This window comes from Pseudomonas sp. P1_A1, from assembly GCF_056406935.1.
Map to the genome: position 1 here is coordinate 42423 of NZ_JBFTZE010000005.1, position 16335 is coordinate 58757.

The 16335-nt window shown below is 61.1% G+C and carries 16 protein-coding genes; 6 read left to right on the forward strand and 10 right to left on the reverse strand.

The window, feature by feature from the left end:
- Positions 1 to 2: 2 nt before the first annotated feature.
- Both AC1D2Q_RS09210 and AC1D2Q_RS09215 read left to right on the forward strand, forming a co-directional pair.
- The gene (locus AC1D2Q_RS09210; protein WP_477812985.1) at positions 3 to 887 is read left to right on the forward strand and encodes a type II secretion system F family protein; all 885 of its coding nucleotides are present in this window, start codon (positions 3 to 5) and stop codon (positions 885 to 887) included.
- A complete protein-coding gene (locus AC1D2Q_RS09215) occupies positions 884 to 1774 on the forward strand; it encodes a type II secretion system F family protein (RefSeq protein WP_477812986.1) in 891 nt (296 codons plus the stop codon). The genes AC1D2Q_RS09210 and AC1D2Q_RS09215 overlap by 4 nt, the downstream gene beginning before the upstream one ends.
- 57 nt (positions 1775 to 1831) lie before the next feature.
- Here the strand turns inward: AC1D2Q_RS09215 and AC1D2Q_RS09220 are convergent, their stop codons facing one another.
- The 3 genes from AC1D2Q_RS09220 to AC1D2Q_RS09230 all read right to left on the reverse strand — a co-directional run bounded on the left by AC1D2Q_RS09220 (position 1832) and on the right by AC1D2Q_RS09230 (position 4368).
- Complete coding sequence (locus AC1D2Q_RS09220; protein ID WP_086944033.1) at positions 1832 to 2206, reverse strand: DUF6124 family protein; 375 nt, start codon at positions 2204 to 2206, stop codon at positions 1832 to 1834.
- 778 nt (positions 2207 to 2984) lie between these two features.
- Positions 2985 to 3788, reverse strand: a complete 804-nt coding sequence (locus AC1D2Q_RS09225) for a response regulator (RefSeq protein ID WP_477812987.1) — start codon at positions 3786 to 3788, stop codon at positions 2985 to 2987.
- Positions 3789 to 3897: 109 nt separating this feature from the next.
- Positions 3898 to 4368 carry a prepilin peptidase gene (locus AC1D2Q_RS09230; RefSeq protein ID WP_477812988.1) on the reverse strand — a complete coding sequence of 157 codons (471 nt, stop codon included), beginning with the start codon at positions 4366 to 4368 and terminating at the stop codon, positions 3898 to 3900.
- A gap of 75 nt (positions 4369 to 4443) precedes the next feature.
- On the opposite strand from AC1D2Q_RS09230, the gene AC1D2Q_RS09235 reads away from it, so the two are divergent.
- Complete coding sequence (locus AC1D2Q_RS09235) at positions 4444 to 4884, forward strand: TadE/TadG family type IV pilus assembly protein (RefSeq protein ID WP_477812989.1); 441 nt, start codon at positions 4444 to 4446, stop codon at positions 4882 to 4884.
- Positions 4881 to 7649: a PAS domain-containing sensor histidine kinase gene (locus tag AC1D2Q_RS09240; RefSeq protein ID WP_477812990.1), complete on the forward strand. Its 2769-nt coding sequence runs from the start codon at positions 4881 to 4883 to the stop codon at positions 7647 to 7649. The genes AC1D2Q_RS09235 and AC1D2Q_RS09240 overlap by 4 nt, the downstream gene beginning before the upstream one ends.
- Here AC1D2Q_RS09240 and AC1D2Q_RS09245 read toward each other — a convergent pair.
- The 5 genes from AC1D2Q_RS09245 to AC1D2Q_RS09265 all read right to left on the reverse strand — a co-directional run bounded on the left by AC1D2Q_RS09245 (position 7619) and on the right by AC1D2Q_RS09265 (position 12118).
- Positions 7619 to 9601 (reverse strand): pilus assembly protein TadG-related protein, encoded by a 1983-nt coding sequence (locus AC1D2Q_RS09245; protein WP_477812991.1) that lies wholly within the window; start codon positions 9599 to 9601, stop codon positions 7619 to 7621. The genes AC1D2Q_RS09240 and AC1D2Q_RS09245 overlap by 31 nt on opposite strands.
- 213 nt (positions 9602 to 9814) lie before the next feature.
- Positions 9815 to 10372, reverse strand: a complete 558-nt coding sequence (locus AC1D2Q_RS09250; protein ID WP_477812992.1) for a DUF4136 domain-containing protein — start codon at positions 10370 to 10372, stop codon at positions 9815 to 9817.
- Between the two features lie 52 nt (positions 10373 to 10424).
- Positions 10425 to 11054: a DUF4136 domain-containing protein gene (locus tag AC1D2Q_RS09255; RefSeq protein ID WP_477812993.1), complete on the reverse strand. Its 630-nt coding sequence runs from the start codon at positions 11052 to 11054 to the stop codon at positions 10425 to 10427.
- Positions 11055 to 11066: 12 nt separating this feature from the next.
- Positions 11067 to 11816, reverse strand: coding sequence for a methyltransferase domain-containing protein (locus AC1D2Q_RS09260; protein WP_253416936.1), 750 nt, complete (start codon positions 11814 to 11816; stop codon positions 11067 to 11069).
- On the reverse strand, positions 11816 to 12118 hold the full coding sequence (locus AC1D2Q_RS09265; protein ID WP_477812994.1) for a MazG-like family protein: 303 nt from the start codon (positions 12116 to 12118) through the stop codon (positions 11816 to 11818). The genes AC1D2Q_RS09260 and AC1D2Q_RS09265 overlap by 1 nt, the downstream gene beginning before the upstream one ends.
- 191 nt (positions 12119 to 12309) lie before the next feature.
- Between AC1D2Q_RS09265 and AC1D2Q_RS09270 the strand changes: the two genes are divergently transcribed.
- The gene (locus tag AC1D2Q_RS09270; protein WP_305411003.1) at positions 12310 to 12603 is read left to right on the forward strand and encodes a hypothetical protein; all 294 of its coding nucleotides are present in this window, start codon (positions 12310 to 12312) and stop codon (positions 12601 to 12603) included.
- Positions 12604 to 12688: 85 nt separating this feature from the next.
- Positions 12689 to 14029 (forward strand): MATE family efflux transporter, encoded by a 1341-nt coding sequence (locus AC1D2Q_RS09275; RefSeq protein ID WP_477812995.1) that lies wholly within the window; start codon positions 12689 to 12691, stop codon positions 14027 to 14029.
- Between the two features lie 23 nt (positions 14030 to 14052).
- Here the strand turns inward: AC1D2Q_RS09275 and AC1D2Q_RS09280 are convergent, their stop codons facing one another.
- Together AC1D2Q_RS09280 and AC1D2Q_RS09285 are read right to left on the reverse strand one after the other, a co-directional pair.
- Positions 14053 to 14850, reverse strand: coding sequence for a DUF4123 domain-containing protein (locus AC1D2Q_RS09280; RefSeq protein WP_477812996.1), 798 nt, complete (start codon positions 14848 to 14850; stop codon positions 14053 to 14055).
- Positions 14847 to 16169, reverse strand: a complete 1323-nt coding sequence (locus AC1D2Q_RS09285) for a contractile injection system protein, VgrG/Pvc8 family (protein ID WP_477812997.1) — start codon at positions 16167 to 16169, stop codon at positions 14847 to 14849. The genes AC1D2Q_RS09280 and AC1D2Q_RS09285 overlap by 4 nt, the downstream gene beginning before the upstream one ends.
- Between the last annotated feature and the right edge of the window lie 166 nt (positions 16170 to 16335).

Consider the following 16335-nt stretch of genomic DNA (forward strand, 5'->3'; position numbering starts at 1 on the left):
GCATGCTCAAACCGGCGCTGCTCATCCTGCTTTGCCTGACGCTGTTGGGAGTGTCGATCCGTTTGTTCTACAACGGTCTGCGCCAGGCCGGCATCGATCGAACCCTCGGGCGCCTGACGCAGGGGCAACCGCAACTGACCGTGGCGAAATCATCCTGGTCGGGCCTGGAGCGGACCTTTCTACGCGCCGGCCTCGGTCGCCCCACCGAGCGCATCGGATCGTGGCTGCTGCTCTGGGCCTTGGGCGTTTTGCTGGGCTTTACTCTGGCGGGCTGGATCGGTTTGTTGATGTTGCTGCTGGTGCCGCCCCTCGCTCTGCGGCTGTACATCAGTTGGCGCTATCAGCGCCGGCTCAAGCGCATGATCGAACAACTGCCGACGCTGCTCGACCACACCGTGCGCAGCCTGAAGTCCGGACGCACCCTGGCCGATGCAGTGCTGGGCGCCATCAACGCCGCCGAAGCGCCACTGAAAGACGCCATGGGTCGGGTTCAACGCAACGTGCACTTGGGCGTCAGCCTGCCAGACGCCGTTTCAGACCTCGCCGAGCTGTATGAGAAAGACGAGTTTCGCCTGTTCGCGCTAGGTCTGAAGGTCAATCACCGTTACGGCGGCAATGCCAGTGAGCTGTTTGAGAACCTGATCAAAATGATCCGCGAACGAGACCAGGCGGCGCGCCAACTGCGCGCCATGACCGGCGAAACCCGCGTCACGGCCGTGGTGCTGGGGCTGATGCCAGTGGGGCTTGCCGGTTATTTTTTGGTGTCCAATCCGAAATACCTGCTGGCCATGTGGAACAGCGGCTCGGGACAACTGATGCTGGCGACCGCGTTCGGCTTGCAGGTCGTGGGCTGCCTGGCGCTGTGGCGCATGTTGCGAAGCGTATGAAAATCGCCCTGCTGCTGAGCGCACTGCTGTTTCTGGCGGCCACGCTGTTGCTGCTCAGCGGCCTGCTGGATCAGCACCGGCGTGCGCGCCAGGTGGCCCAACGACTGGACGGCAAACCGCTGAGCGACCATCGCGTCAGTCACTGGCTACAACTGCTGGGCGACAGCCGCATCGGTCAGCGTTCGATCCAACTGGACAACGAAACCCAGACCCTGCTCAACCGCCTCGGCTGGCGCAGCGCCCGACAACGCTCGCTGTTCGCCGCCTGCCAGATCGGCACACCGGTGCTGGCGTTGGCCCTGTGCCTGTTGATCCAGGGCCTGTTCTTCCCGCAGGTGAACAACCACTGGATCACCCCGACCCTCGCCACCGCCCTCGGCTACCTGCTGCCCAAACGCTTACTGGCCGCCGCCGCGCAGCAGCGGCAAAAACAACTGGCGATCGAGATATCAACCTTCATTCCACTGCTGCGCATCCTGTTCGAATCCGGCATGGCGGTGGAACAGTCGCTGCGAGTGTTGAGCGTCGAAGGCAAACAACTGCTACCGGCCCTGACCCACGAATTGCGCCTGATACTGGCGCGGGTCGATTCCGGTCTGGAACTGGGCGAAGAACTGAACAAGGCCACCCAATTGCTCGCGGTGGACGAATTCACCGACACCTGCGTGATCCTTCAACAACTGATCCACCAGGGCGGCGGCGCGATGAAATCACTGCTGGCGCTCAAGCTGCTGCTCGATGACCGACGCCTGACACGCTTGCAGGAATACATCTCCAAGATGTCCGCAAAAATGTCCGTGGTGATGATGTTGTTCCTCTTCCCGGCGCTGCTGATCGTGCTGGCCGGACCGAGCTTCACCGCGCTGGCGCGGGCCTTTGGTTCTTGAAAGACCGGTGATCCTGCAGGAGCGAGCCTGTGGTGAGGGGCCCGCTCCTGCCAGGGGTCAGCTGTGTGGCGCGGCTTTTGGTACGTCGACGTTATCCAGCACCCGATTCACCGCCAGCTCGGCCAGCATGATCACCTGCTGAATCGCCAGGAGCGTATGCCGCTGCGGGGCGTCGACATAGGCGGCGATATCGCTGGTCATGACGCTGGCCGAGGCCAGTGATTCGCAGACATGGGCCAGCAGGCTTTCGTTGTCCATGTCCGGGGCGACCTGAAACATCCTGCTTGGTTTGCGGCCTTCGGGTTGTTTGGGTGGTGGTTTTAGGTAGTGGTCGAGCGCGCGTTCGGCGGCTTCGTTGAGTTTTTTCGAATCGAGGGATTCGTAGGGCGAAACGTCGTCAGTTTCAGGGGGATTCGGGGTTGCTTTGAACATGGTGACACCTCTCAGATTTGAAATGGAGCCACATCCAATTGCCGCGACGCAATTTTAGGTGGCAACTGTACGCGGGTTCGCGGACCGAGATCTGAGTAACTCGACATACCCGAAGGTATCCCGCGCACAGTCGCCATAACACGAAACGACAGACACAAAAGTGCTGTTGCTAGGTGGAGCGATTATGCATCAGATCAAAGGGCCGCGACGCCCAGACGCTGAATTGTCAGCGACGGACAAAGGCTAGAGATTCCACTTCCGACGGACAACCTGAAAAACATGTGGGAAGGTTCTGACGTTTTTACCGACCAATAAACATCGTTGCCTGTAAGGCCACCATCGCGAGCAAGCCCGCTCCCACAATGGAGCGGCATACACCCGCCAAACTACAGGCCGAGCGTTAGCTCGCCTCGCCAGCTTTTGATCTTGATCCACCCGCCCCTTCGGGAGGCTGAGTGGAGGTGTTCATCTGGGGATTGGCGCGCAGCGCCGTTCGACGCAGTCGAACACATCGCATGTAGGTTGAAGCGAAGCCAACCGTAGGGCGATGCCCCCAGATGGATACCGGAGCGAAGGAACGCCGAGCCTTAGCGAGGGGCCGTACGTTCGGGGCGAGACCTTTTGGTTACTTTTGGCTGGGCCGGCATTCCGGGCGTTTGCCAAAAGGGACTCGCTGTAAGAGCGAAACCATAGGTGGTCGTTACCGCAGAAATGGATATGTACTCGATCAACAAGAACCTGGTCGGCTACCAGGCCGCCAAGATCAAGAGACAGAAACTCAGTGCGCAGAAACCCGCCGCCCCCCAACATTCCCGGGCGACAACGCCAACGCCACCTGCGTACGATTATGCATATGCGTCAACCGCAACACCTGCGACACATAAAGCTTCACCGTGTTCTCGGTAATCCCCAACTCACAGGCAATCTGATAATTGGTCTGCCCCTTGCCCACCAACTGCGCCACCTCCAACTGCCGCGGCGACAGCTGATTGAACACCGCCGGCATCCCCACCACCCGCTCCGGCTCACTGAGCGCACCGTCAACCGAACCTGACGCAGGCTCCGGGGACGCCCCCCGCCGAACCTTGTCCAGATCCTGATAAAGCTCATCGATCGATTCACAAAGGTACTGCAGCTTCTGACTCAAATGCCCCAACTGCAGGTTTTTCTGCCGCTCCTGCAAGGCCACTTCCTGGCGCTGCAAACCTTCGAGCAACTCAGCCAGATCAATCGGCTTCTGATAGTAATCGGCGAACCCGGTACGCAAAGCCTTGATCACATCCTGCTTGTCCCCATGCCCGGTGAGCATGATCGCCTCGAATGCCCGATGCTTGCCGGACAACCGCTGCAACGCCTGGACAAGCTGGATGCCATCCATGTCAGGCATCTGCAAATCACACAGCACCAAGCCGATATTCATGTCTTCGCTGAAACGCTCGATCGCCTGATGGCCAGAGACACAAGGCACGCAGCGATAACCATTGAGCTCGATGAACTCGCAAAGCTCTTCGACAATCAACGGCTCATCATCAACTACAAGAACTTTTACTGCCGAGGTAAGCTTGTTCACGTGCCACTCCATGCCAAGTCTGGCTTGGCCGCTCCTGCACCGATACCACAGGCTGTACAACAACAGTTTTGAAAGTAGACGCACTTTCCGACTATGTACATAGAACAGGTGACGCCCGCGACTAATGCATCCAGGCCAGAGTGAGCAGCACCCCCACCAGCACGAACGGCGCAAAGGGCTGTTTTTTTGACATGCCTGGCTCCAGATAACGAAGACGCGCCCTAAGCCTCTGACCCATATGCAGCCAGAGTCTTGGCGCCAGCAGCAGCCAGAGCGCACTGGCCACCCCGGCGCCGATGAAACCGCCGAGCAGGTGCGTACCATCCGTCGCAAGGCCCAGCGTCGCCATCAGCTTCACGTCGCCTGCCCCCATACGTCGCACTGCATAACCGGGCAAGGTGAAGGCCAATGCCAACAATAAAGCCCAGCCGCCCTGCACCGCCTCGGCCCCCAGCCAAGTAGTCCCTGTCCACAACAGATAGATAAGCGCCAGCACACCTGCGCCAACGGTCAGACCGTTGGCGATGTGGCGTTCTCGGGCATCCTGTGCTGCGCAAAGCGTCAGCCAGATGAGTAGGACAAGGCTTTGCATCCGGTAAAAAACGTCCGTTTTGGCTGAATGATTCTATGCTGACACTACGCAGTAATTGTCAGGGTAGACGCGCTCATGAAAACAGGCCTCCCCCGCAAACAAAAAGGTGCCGTGGCGATTGAGTTCGCCTTGGTGTTCGTGATTTTTTTCGCCGTGTTTTATGGGTTGGTCAGTTACAGCCTGCCGCTGTTACTGATGCAATCGTTCAATAAATCCACGGCTGAAGCGGTGCGCCGCAGTGTGGCGCTGGACCCGAGCACCGCCAATTACGACACCGCCGTGCGAACCGTTGCCACCACCGAACTGACCCGGCAACTGGCGTGGATTCCCGCCGCACTGAATTTCAACGTGGCCACCGACGCCAGCGCCACCTACACCGGCGGCGTGCTGACGGTCAGCATCAACTACCCCACCAGTAAACTGAATCAAGTGCTGCCGTTTCTGGTACTGCCAGGAATCGGCTCGGTGCCCAATCTGCCGGCGACCCTCACGGCCCAATCGAGCCTGCAATTTTGAGCTCCGGGGACAAACTCTTCGGGCGTCTGCTCAATCGTCACCCGCCACAGACCCCGAACACGCCAGACCCTGCGAGCGTGCAACGTGTCGGCTTGCAGCTGCATCTGAATGATGAAGGTCGAGTGATTCAGCTGAGCGGTCCGTTGCGGTATCTGCTGGCGCAACAAATACCCGACGCGCAGTCACCGCACCTGCTCGATTACCTCATGCCCCATAGCGCCCTGTCGGTCGAAGGCACGCCGGCCGAGTGGCAGGGACAGAGCCTGGACCTGGACTTTTTCAGCCTCGCCGGGCAACCGCTGCACCTGCGCGGCTGGGTGCAGCCGTTGGGCAAGGATTGGTTGTTGCAGCTGATCGACATCGGCGACCTGTTGCTCGAACGTCGACAAGCACGCAGCCGTGAGCAATGCCAGTTGCTCGCGGCGCAGGTCAGCGAACAGTTGCGCCTGTGCAGCCCGCCTCGTCTGCCCGAGGTGCTGGCGGAACAACTGCAAAGCCTGGCCCAGCGTTTTCAGATCCCGTGCATGGCCATGGCCTTGCTCGATGAACAGGCCGAGGGTTGGTTGATTCACCAGCAGTACGCGGCCTTCGATGCACCAAGGTTGTGGGAAACCCATCAACGCCTGGGCACCGGCCTCGACAGTTTGAATGGCTCAGTCCCCCAACAGCTGACACCCAGCGAGCACCCACGCCTGCAAAGCATCTTCGGCAATGCCGAAGGGTTCGCGGTGCCCTATCGCAATGCCCAGGGCGTGGTCGCGTGGTTGCTCTGTGGTTTCTACCCGGTGCAAGAACGTGCCCCCGACTTGAGCGAGCGCGACTGGTTGCAACTCACCGCCGCCCTGGCCGGGCCGCTGCTGGAGCGCTTGCGTGAACATCAACACCATCTGCAACTGGAGCGACTGGAGTCTCTGCAAGCCTTGCTCGGCACTGGCTGGTGGGAAATCTTCAGTGACCAGGCCCAGGTGCAACTGGCGCCGTCGCTTGCCAATGCGCTGAACCTGGCGAGCGCCCGCTTGCCGCTGCATGACTGGCTCGAACAGATCCACCCCGCCGACCGTGAAGAACTGACGATTCGCTTGCAAGCCTTGCAGGACGAAGGCGCGCCATTGCTGTTGTGCGTACGGCTGCATCGCCACGATTCGGTGCAAACACCGATCTGGTATCGACTGCAAGGCCAGGCATTGGGCATCGGTAAAAACCGCCGGCTGGTGGGTTTCATGCTCGACATCAGCGACATCAAGAACCAGCAGCAGAACGCCGCTGCCGCCCATGCCCGGCTGGACAACCTGATCGCCAGTTCACCGGCGGTGATCTACGTGCAGCGCTATGTCGAAGGGGCGCTGCAACCGACGTTTTTCAGCGACAGCCTGTTGCCATTGCTCGGCTGGTCGCTCGACGATTGCGCCGCGGGTGCGCTGGTGGAGCGGGTCCATCCCGAAGACCGCGACAGCTATTTCGAGCGTACCCGGCAACTGCTGCGCGAGGGTTCGGTGAGCGCCCGATATCGACTGCGCGACAGTCGCGGCGATTACCACTGGCTGCTCGACGAAGCCAAACTGCTGCGCGATGACCTCGGGCTGCCGGTTGAAGCCGTAGGCCTGTGGCTGGATGTCACCGAGGCGACCCTGGCCAGCGAGAAAGTCAAACAAAGTGAAGAGCGCTATCGGATCCTGGTGGAAGACTCTCCGGCGATGATCTGCCGCTACCGCCCCGACCTGACGCTGACCTTCGGCAACCGGCCACTGGCGACCTATCTGGAATGCCAACCCGAGCAGTTGCCGGGGGTGAATCTGGGCAGCTGGATGTCGCCGGAACAGCGCGAAGCGTTCCTTCAGCGGCTCAGTCGGCTGAGCCCGGAGTTCCCGGTCAGCACTGCGGAGATCAACCTGCAACTGCCGGGACGGGAACACGCCTGGTGGGTCTGGTCGGATCGCGGCGTGTTCGACGACCAGGGTCGTTTGCTGGAAATTCAGGCCGTGGGCCGCGACAACACTGAGGTCAGGCGCGCCCAGCAGCAGCTTACCCAGAGCGCGAAAATGGCCACCCTCGGCGAAATGGCCACCGGGCTTGCCCATGAAATCAATCAGCCGCTGAACGTGATGCGCATGGCCATCGTCAATGTGCTCAAGCGCCTGAGCAATGGCGATGCGCAAATCGATTACCTGACAGACAAGCTCAATCGCATCGACGCACAAGTTCAGCGCGCCGCGAAGGTGGTGGATCACATGCGGGTGTTCGGCCGGCGTTCGGAGGTCGAGCAGCAGCCGTTCAATCCGGTTCAAGCCATCGAGGGCACGCTGGCGCTGCTGTCCGAAGGCTTGCGCGGCAAAGGCATCGAGCTGCGGGTCAGCGAGAGCGGTTTTGATGTGCAGGTGCGCGGTTACGTCGATCAGCTGGAACAGGTGCTGATCAACCTGATGGTCAATGCGCGGGACGCGCTGCTGAGCAAACGCGAAGCCGACCGTGAGTTCAAACCGTGGATTTCGCTGTACGCCGAACGCGATGAACACGCGGTGCGGCTGTGGGTCGAGGACAACGGCGGCGGCATCGACCCACGGTTACTGGAGCGGATTTTCGAACCGTTCTTCACCACCAAACCGGTGGGTGTCGGCACCGGGCTCGGGTTGTCGGTGAGTTACGGCATCGTCGAGAACATGGGCGGACGGTTGAGCGTAAGAAACTCGGCCGAAGGCGCGCGGTTCTGTATCGAGTTGCCGATTGTCCCGGGCGATCAGATCACCAGCGACGCGCGCCCCGAGTGACAGCTGAGGTTGGCGCCGACGTCGACCTTGTTCAGGTCAATCCCCAGGCTGACCAGCAAGGTGTTGATCAAGCTGTCGAGCAACGGGTTGAGCACGCCGTTGATTGCGCTGACCAGCACACTGGTCACGCTGCTCAGGATCGCCCCCAGACCGCCGACGAGACTGCCCGACGGGCCATACATATCCACATGAAGGTTGACCGGGGTGTTGAGCAAGTTGCTGACGATGCTGCTGGTGGAAAATGAGTAGTAAAACGGCGGCTGGTTGATGTCCGGCAGGTTGTTGGCCGGTGGTGCGGAGTAGACATGGGGCATGTTGGTGTTCGCCGCCACACTGGTGTCGGCAACGACATCGAGGCCACCACCGACGCCAGGTACACGCGGATCGCAGGTGATGGGCACGAACAAAAATCTGCGACAAGTTTTGATGCCGATATCGATCAGCTTCAGCGGCTGCACCGTGACCGCCGGCGGTGTGGTGTTGCTGCCGAACATACTGGCGGCATCGATCCGGCCGATTTTCAGGTTCACCAGCGATGTACTGGTGTTGGTGGTCAGGGTTTTGCTGGTGTTGCTGACGCAGCTGTAGGCCGTGACGTAACTGTTGGCACTGGCGACGTCCAGCGCCACGTCGAGCCGTATCGGCCCCGGTAGCACGATGACGTCGGGCGTCTGACAGGGCACGCCGATGGCACAGGTCAGTGAGTTGAGCACCGCCACCAGATCGAGATCGAGCAAGGCGTTGAGGGTGTTGGTCAGCGGCCCTGCCAGGTCCGCCGCCGCATTGACCAGCGCCGCAATGGCGTCCAGCGCTGGCAAGTCGATTGACAATAACGTGCGAAGCTGTGCGGTTCTCACGTAGATCCGATTGGGCCCCAGCGGATCCAGCGCAGCGTTTTTCGGATTGCCGATCGCGGAGAGTTGCGGCGGCTCCAGTACCTGCACCCGGGCGGTGATTTGCGCCAGCCCCGCCAGATTGATCGGCACTGTCGCCACCACACCGTTTTTCTTGTTGGCCAGTTGCACGACGCCTTCGATCAGGTCGAACACACTCACAGTCGTCGCGAACGTTGAGATGTCGCTGCCGTTCTCGACGTGCAGCAGATTGCCCAACACCACAGTCGTGGAGCCAGCGGCCACCTTAAGGGCTTGCAGACCGACAATGGTCGCCGTCGCGCCGAGTGTGCCGCCGGGGTCCAGCACATTGACGGCGGTCTGGATCAACTGGCTGACGGCCACCGAAGCGCCCAATACCTGGTTATATCCGGCGGCGTTGAGGCCGAGGTCGACCTTCAGTCGATCAAGGTAACCCAGCAGGCTGATGTTGGTGTTCACCAACCCATCCCACCCTGCCACGGATACGTTCAGACTGCCGCCGAGCAAACCGCCGAACAGCGCATTAAGGGTGGCCGACTTGCTGCTATCGATGCTCAGCGCCGTGGTGCGCAGGGTCAGCGATGCCAGTGGTGGCGGCAGCGCCGCAACGGCGGTCGCCGTCAGGTTGAGGGTGGCCCCGGCCGGCGCACCGCCGAACAGGGCGCCAACGCCACCGGCGAAACTCCGCTGCACCGAATGACTGACGATCACCCGAATGGCTTCACTGCTGCTTGGGTTAGCCGCAAAAACCCGAAGATTGTTGGCGTCCAGGCTCAAGGTGCCACAGGCTACCGTCAGGTTGCGCGTGGGGTCAGGAAGGGTGAAGCCGTTGCGGTTTACGCTGGCAGTGGCATAAGCGGTGGCTGTGCCCCCCACGGCGCAATCACCGTTGCGCGTGGCAGCCTCCAGTGCGGCCATGTCGGCTATCCGCTGCAAGCTGCGTTTTTCCAGGTACAAACGGCCACTGTCGACCACGACCAGCAGGAACACCAGGGCCATGCCGAGGGTCAGCACCGCCATCAGACCGATCGCTCCCCGTTGCCGGGCCGGGCTACGAAACTGCAAGCAGGGAGACATGGCGCACTCCTTTGCCGGCGCACCGCCGCGGGCTACCTCCATTGATGAACAGCAGTGTAGACAAGGGTTTGCCGGATTGCTGGCAACTCGCCATCCCACCAACAAAAACCCAATGTGAAAATAGACTTATTGTGGGGCGTGTGTGGCGAGGGGCTTGCCCCTCGCCACAGGCTCGCCCCTACAGGGGGGCTGTCGTGTTGGTTAGTTCAGTGTTCAGCGCGGTGGATAGTTAGCCATTATCCGCCCGACCGTCTCGCGTATCGTATTGCTGCGGTCCTCTGGCTTCGGTGTACGGCTGAGGGTCTGCTCGTCGCTGCCGCGCCACACCAGTTTGCCGTCCTTGCCATCGAGCAGGTCGATCTGGATGGTCGCCACCTTGTAGCTGACGTTGCGGGTTTCGTTGTACATCGGCCCGCCCCAGTAGCCGTTCCACGGGCCACCATAACCGCCGCCATAGGAGGTGGTCACTTGTTGCTGGCGATCTTCAACGATCAGGTAGGTCTGCACCTTCAGGTCTGCCTTGGCGCCGGCGGCGGCCGGACGCAAGCCACGCTGATCCAGTTGATCGGCAACGGCCTGGCGGATGCGTTGCTCGGTCAGGTCACTCTTGATCCTTGGGTCGTCGGGACGGTACTGCACGGCGGGCTCTTTCCAGCTCCAGCTGCGATAGGCGGCAAAGTCGCGACTGGCATCGAAGTCATGATTGACCTGATTGGCGGCGCAGGCAGTGAGCAACGCGGCCATGGCCAGTAAAACGAGACGGCGGAACATGATTTTTCTCCGATAGAAGACATGCGCCTGCGAGGTGCTCCCTTATAGGGAGCTAACTAGGAGGATACGCCGACATGGCCTTTTCGACAGCTTCGCGCAGGGCATCGGCACGTTCGCTCTGGTTGCCCTGACTGCTGGTTTCGGCACTGGCACTCCACACCGGTTGACCGCTGCTCGCGTCGAACAGATCGACCCGCACCACCACGACTTGCACCTGATAAGTACGGACGACCGGCACGCTGTTGTACATGCCGTAACCCGTGCCGTAGCGGTTGTAACCACCGCCGTAATACCCGCCGCCATAGCCGCCACCGTAACCAGAGCCGTCCTGCACCTGGCGCAAGCGGGTTTCCAGATGCAGGTCGGCGCTGACCAACAGGTCCGCCGGGCGGTTGTCGTGCAGTGGGCGCAAGCCGCGTTGATCGAGGGCATTGCTGACGACTTCGGCCACCTGCGCCGAGTCGGCCCAGGCCGTGCCCGCAGGCAGGCGCCCGTTGAGCCAGGCCCAGCTGCGGTAGCGACCGTAATCCCGCGGCGCCGCCGGGTAGGCGCTGCGGTCGAAAGTGCCAGCGGCCTGGGGCGGTGCCGGTGGCAGGGGATTGGACGTCGCGATGTAAGGGTTGCTGCCCTGACAGGCCGCCAACCCGAGACAGATCACCAGTAAACCTGAACGACTATTCATTGCGCACTCCGGTCAGATCGGCCGACAGATCCAGTGCAAGTAGCGCCCAAGCCCGGCGAAGCTTGGGTGACGGCGGTGGGCCAGTTCCATTTCCAGCAAGTCGAGCAGTTCGGCGCGGGCCTGGAATTCCACCGGCATGTAGTCGTGAAAAACCCGCACTCCACTCTGGGTTTCGACCCGCCACAGACCCTCAAGTTGCGCTGCCAGCTCCCGTGGATCAAGCGGCTGTTGCGGCGTCAGGCTCTGCTTCTCGCCAGCCATGTCGTTCTTGCGCATCTTGCGGAAATGGCCCTTGAGCAGGTTGCGGTAGATCAGCGCATCGCGGTTATAGAACGCCAGGGACAACCAGCCGTCCGGCTTCGTCAGCTGATGCAACACCGGCAAAATCGCATGGGGTTCGGCCAGCCATTCCAGCACGGCATGGCACAGCACCAGGTCGTAGGGTTCGGTGAGCTGACCAAGCAAATCCTGCCATGGCGCCTGAATGAACGTCGCCGTCTGCCCGGCTTCGGCGAAACGCTGGCGAGCGCCTTCAAGCATCGGCTCGGCGGGTTCGGCCAGGGTCACCTGGTGACCGCGCTGGGCCAGCCACAACGACATGTGGCCCAGGCCGGCGCCGATGTCCAGTACGCGCAACGGGCGGTCCGGCAGGGTTTCGGCCAGGTCGGCCTGCAGCACTGCGAGGCGGATCGCCCCTTTGGCGCCACCGTAGATTTTTTCAGCGAAGCGGGTCGCCAACTGATCGAAATGACGGTCGCTCATCAGCTGAACCGCCGTTCGCTGTCCGCGAGCTTGCTGCGTACCACTTCATTCATGTCCAGCCCCAACTCGCTGCACAGCAGCAGTAGATACAGCACGATGTCGCCGATTTCCTGCCCGGCATGGGTCAGTTTGTCCGCCGGCAACTGGCGCGACTGGTCTTCGGTCAGCCACTGGAAGATTTCCACCAGCTCGGACATTTCCACGCTCGCGGCCATGGCGAGGTTTTTCGGGCTGTGAAATTGCCGCCAGTCATTGCGGTCACGAATGGCGTGCAGGCGTTCGGTCAGTTCAACAAGGTTCATCGGGCTCTCCTGAAGGCGTATAGCTTCAGGGGGATGACGGGTGAAGGCAAGTGGCAGCGTTGTGCCTGCGTACTTGCGCCATACTCAAAAAAATCGCAGCCTTCGGCAGCTTCTACGGGAACCCGGGAGCACGATCGATAGCCCAAGGCTCGGATCTGGCAACCACGCCACCACTCCATCAGGACGAACACATGCAGGTAGAAAGCTTTTTCGAATGGCTCGGCCAGGCAATCGGTTCAGTCATTCGCTTTATCATCGATGCCCTCAGTGGCCTGTTCAATCTGTTGAGCAACGCCAGCAAAAATTTTGTCGATGGGCTGGCCCAGGCATTGGGCATGGACACTTCGATCATCAGCATCATCACGTTGATCCTCGGGCTGATGCTGCTGTGGGCGGCGATCCGCGCCTTCATGAACGTGTCGATCATCATGGGGATTATCTGGTTGCTGCTGGGGTTGTGGTTGCTGAGCTGGATCATTCACTAAGGCTGCCACACAGGCTCGCTTCCACAATGGATCGATGCAGATTCCGAGTACGTCGCTACAATGCAGGCGCCCCCAAGGAGCCTGCATGTCCAACCTGATTGCCGACTGGCGCGACCGTCCGACCCATCGTCGTGTCTGGGCGCTCGCCGCCCCGATGATTCTCTCGAACATTTCCGTACCGCTGGTGGCGCTGGTCGACAGTACCGTCATCGGTCACCTGCCCTATGCTCATCAGCTCGGCGCCGTCGCGGTGGGCGCCAGTCTGTATACCTTTCTCGCCTGGGCCATGGGCTTTCTGCGCATGGGCTCCACCGGGTTCGCCGCACAGGCTGCCGGGCGTGGGGATGGCGCTGCGTTGCGGCAGATTTTGCTGCAAGGTCTGTTGTTGGCCATGGGCCTGGCCATTCTGTTGGGGGCGTTGGGCGTGCCGTTGAGCGGGGTTGCGTTGCACTTCATGCAACCGTCGGCGGAGCTGGATCAACTGACCCGCGAGTTCTTCCACACACGGCTGTTCGGCCTGCCGGCGGCGCTGTCCAGCTATGCGCTGGTCGGCTGGTTTCTTGGCACCCAGAATGCCCGGGCTCCGCTGGCGATTCTGCTGAGTACCAACCTGGTCAATATCGCACTCAATTTGTGGTTTGTGCTCGGCCTGGAGTGGGGCGTGGTCGGCGCGGCACGGGCCTCGGTGATCGCCGAGTGGACCGGCGCGCTGATCGGCCTGTTCATGACCCGCAAAGCCCTGCGCGCCTATCCCGGCCATATTGCCTGGGCCGCGCTGGCGTTGTGGCAGAGCTGGCGCCCATTGTTGGCGGTCAACCGCGACATCTTCATTCGCAGCCTGGCGTTGCAGTCGGTGTTTTTCCTGATCACCGTGCAGGGCGCACGACTGGGCGATGCCACGGTCGCCGCCAATGCGTTGCTGCTCAACGGCCTGTTGCTGACCGCCCATGCGCTGGACGGTCTGGCCCACGCCGTGGAAGCCCTGTGCGGGCATGCCATCGGCGCTCGCGACCGTGATGCCCTGCGCCGCTCACTGGTGGTGGCGTGCGGCTGGTCGTTGTTGGCAAGCCTGGGGTTTGCCTTGCTGTTTCTGTTCGCCGGGCACCTGTTCATCCAGATGCAGACCAACATCCAGAGCGTGCGCGACACCGCCTTCATCTATCTGCCGTACCTCGCCGCGCTGCCGCTGATTGCGGTCTGGAGTTACCTGCTCGACGGCCTGTTCATCGGCGCCACCCGCGCCCGGGAAATGCGCAACGGCATGCTGTTGACGGTGATCCTGCTGCTGCCCTTCGCCTGGATGCTGCAAGGCTTGGGCAACCATGGACTGTGGATAACCTTCCTGCTGTTCATGATGCTGCGCAGCCTGACCCTTGGCACATTCGCCTGGTACTTGCGCAAGAACGACGGCTGGTTAAAAGGATAACGAGCGACACACCTTCAACCCGTTCAGGGTTGATCGTTCTGCCACAGGTTGCGCAGGCTATCGAGACGCTCCTGCTGGGTGGTTCCCGATAACGGCTGCCCCGGCACGGCGTCAGGGTGCTGCAAGCGCAGCCATAACCAGCCATCGAGCACCGGGCGCTCACTGAAACCCAGCGCCAGCCCTTCCTGCAGGTGAGCCCACAAGCTGTTGTAGTCGGTGCCGGTGGATCGGCTCCAGCGCCAGGCATGCTGCTCCAGCAGGCAGGTCTGCAAGGTGTCTCGCTGACGCGAGCTGAGGTTTTCTTCGATGGCCAGCGGCCTGACGGCAAGCCGTGGATTGAACAACTGCTGCCAGCCCAGACAGCCAATGGCCCGATCGGCCCAGGTGCCGCCGAACCAGCGTAACTGATCGATCGGACCGAGCCAGCGACTCAGCTCCTGCGCATCGCAGGCATCGAAAAAGTAACTCGCCGTTTGAGGGTTGTAGTAACTCAACAAGGCCCGGTGATGCAGGCTGAAGGTGACGGTGAGCATGCGGCGCAAATGCTCCAGCAGCTGTGATGAAGAGGCGTCACTGACCAGCAGCAACCCGCCCCATGTGTGTGGCTCACTTGAGTACAGCTCGACGAGTGCCGGGCATTCGCGAAGGTCGACCAACACTGGCCCGTGCTCACGCAACGGATGAAACTCGGTGCCTTCGAACAGCCAGAACCATCGGACATGAGCAAACTGTTGCCGCAACATCGCACCGGCCCGAGGCACGCCCGGTACATCGAGCAACAGCCATTGCGGGGTCGAGTCGGGCGCCTGAACGGCAATCATGCCGCACCGCTCTGACCAGGCTGCGTCGCTGCCCGGCAAGTGCATAAGGATTGCGCGCAATGACTGAAACTGCCCCCACCTGGCAGCAGACACAGGAGTACCAAGGGTTCGCTGGATTGCAGCAAGCCCGATAAACCATCAACCGCGCGGCTGGCTTCAGTGGTCGAGGCGGATAGCCGGTCGGCCATGGCTGACGCTGCGCTGGACGGTGCTCCGGGAAGAAATCCGCTGATCAAGGGTTGATCAGGATCACCTTCGATAAAGCTCACCAGCACTTGCGTGCCCTCACTCAAGGGCATGACACCCGCGTTTTCCAGCTCGCCAGACAACGGCAACCAACAGTGGCTGGGAGCTGCGCCTTCGCCCTGATAAAGCCAGTCAAACTGCACGGCAACCGGTCGGGAGGGATCGGGGCGAGACTCACCGACGTCGACTACCCATCCCCTTTGCAGGCTGTGCATCCTGGGTTTCACATCTGGATGAGCGGCAATGAAAGGCACCTCCTGCAAAACGACGCGCAGCTGGTTGCGATACAAAAAATCCGGCTGTTGTCCTCCCTGATGCTCGACATGAGTCAATAGCCAGAGACGATTCCAGTCCGCATACGGATGACCAGACAACGGCATCAGTTGACCGCTGCGCAGCGTTGGCAGGTTCGTCTGCCCCTCGGCAATCTGCCCGCAGCCATGAAGCTTGAACTGATGCACTCCCGGTCGTTCGCTTTCATCCTCGAAGACCCTCTCTTCGCCACGGCGAAACTGCCCCGGACCGTCGCCCAAGACCAGACAATGCCCGCGCGCACGGTGCTCGAAGTAGTAATGAAGCCGCTCCTGGGCGCATAGACGCTGGAAAAACTGCAGGTCCGACTCCCGGTACTGCGTGCAGAAATCACGGGACGGGTAATCGCCGCTCAGGTCGAAACGACGATCCTTGCCGGCAATGCCGTGCTCCTTGAGCACCTGGGCGAGAATGTCCGGCACAGAACGATCGCTGAAAATGCGCTGAGTGAAGCGCTGGGCCAGGCAAGCAAGCCTCGGGCCCAGACGCACACGACAAAGCCTGGGCTCATTGCCATGGCCGGGTTGAACGAGACCAAGCAACTGTCCGTGAATACCCTCCCCCTGCGGCCCGAAGTGCAAAAAGGCCGAGCGGTACAGCAGGCTTGCGAGGTCCAGCGTCGGGTCATCGTTCAGCAGATCCACGTCGAACGCAAAAGGCTCGCTGATCGCTTCACTACCGGTAAAGGCCAAGACCTCAAAGGGGTCGGGAAGACCCGCTATATCCAGACGAAATGACGGCTCGTTGACTGAATCGAACATCGGCGATTCTCTACAGGAGGGGCGGCCGGGGATTCTCGCTGAGAGACATGGCCGAGTAGAGTGCCGAAGTACAACTTAGGAAATGACCTACGTGAAAAGAAGACCACATCGCTTGGATTGCTAGGAATGTGGGTCATTTCGCGTGAAAAAAGAGAAGCCCCGCACC

Bases quoted from the DNA above. Each gene is read 5' to 3' on its own strand.
- AC1D2Q_RS09245 (WP_477812991.1), bottom strand. From the start codon at position 9,601: ATGTCTCCCTGCTTGCAGTTTCGTAGCCCGGCCCGGCAACGGGGAGCG.
- AC1D2Q_RS09265 (WP_477812994.1), bottom strand. From the start codon at position 12,118: ATGAACCTTGTTGAACTGACCGAACGCCTGCACGCCATTCGTGACCGC.
- AC1D2Q_RS09210 (WP_477812985.1), top strand. From the start codon at position 3: ATGCTCAAACCGGCGCTGCTCATCCTGCTTTGCCTGACGCTGTTGGGA.
- AC1D2Q_RS09230 (WP_477812988.1), bottom strand. From the start codon at position 4,368: ATGCAAAGCCTTGTCCTACTCATCTGGCTGACGCTTTGCGCAGCACAG.
- AC1D2Q_RS09215 (WP_477812986.1), top strand. From the start codon at position 884: ATGAAAATCGCCCTGCTGCTGAGCGCACTGCTGTTTCTGGCGGCCACG.
- AC1D2Q_RS09275 (WP_477812995.1), top strand. From the start codon at position 12,689: ATGTCCAACCTGATTGCCGACTGGCGCGACCGTCCGACCCATCGTCGT.
- AC1D2Q_RS09235 (WP_477812989.1), top strand. From the start codon at position 4,444: ATGAAAACAGGCCTCCCCCGCAAACAAAAAGGTGCCGTGGCGATTGAG.
- AC1D2Q_RS09260 (WP_253416936.1), bottom strand. From the start codon at position 11,816: ATGAGCGACCGTCATTTCGATCAGTTGGCGACCCGCTTCGCTGAAAAA.
- AC1D2Q_RS09280 (WP_477812996.1), bottom strand. From the start codon at position 14,850: ATGATTGCCGTTCAGGCGCCCGACTCGACCCCGCAATGGCTGTTGCTC.
- AC1D2Q_RS09270 (WP_305411003.1), top strand. From the start codon at position 12,310: ATGCAGGTAGAAAGCTTTTTCGAATGGCTCGGCCAGGCAATCGGTTCA.
- AC1D2Q_RS09250 (WP_477812992.1), bottom strand. From the start codon at position 10,372: ATGTTCCGCCGTCTCGTTTTACTGGCCATGGCCGCGTTGCTCACTGCC.
- AC1D2Q_RS09225 (WP_477812987.1), bottom strand. From the start codon at position 3,788: ATGGAGTGGCACGTGAACAAGCTTACCTCGGCAGTAAAAGTTCTTGTA.
- AC1D2Q_RS09255 (WP_477812993.1), bottom strand. From the start codon at position 11,054: ATGAATAGTCGTTCAGGTTTACTGGTGATCTGTCTCGGGTTGGCGGCC.
- AC1D2Q_RS09220 (WP_086944033.1), bottom strand. From the start codon at position 2,206: ATGTTCAAAGCAACCCCGAATCCCCCTGAAACTGACGACGTTTCGCCC.
- AC1D2Q_RS09285 (WP_477812997.1), bottom strand. From the start codon at position 16,169: ATGTTCGATTCAGTCAACGAGCCGTCATTTCGTCTGGATATAGCGGGT.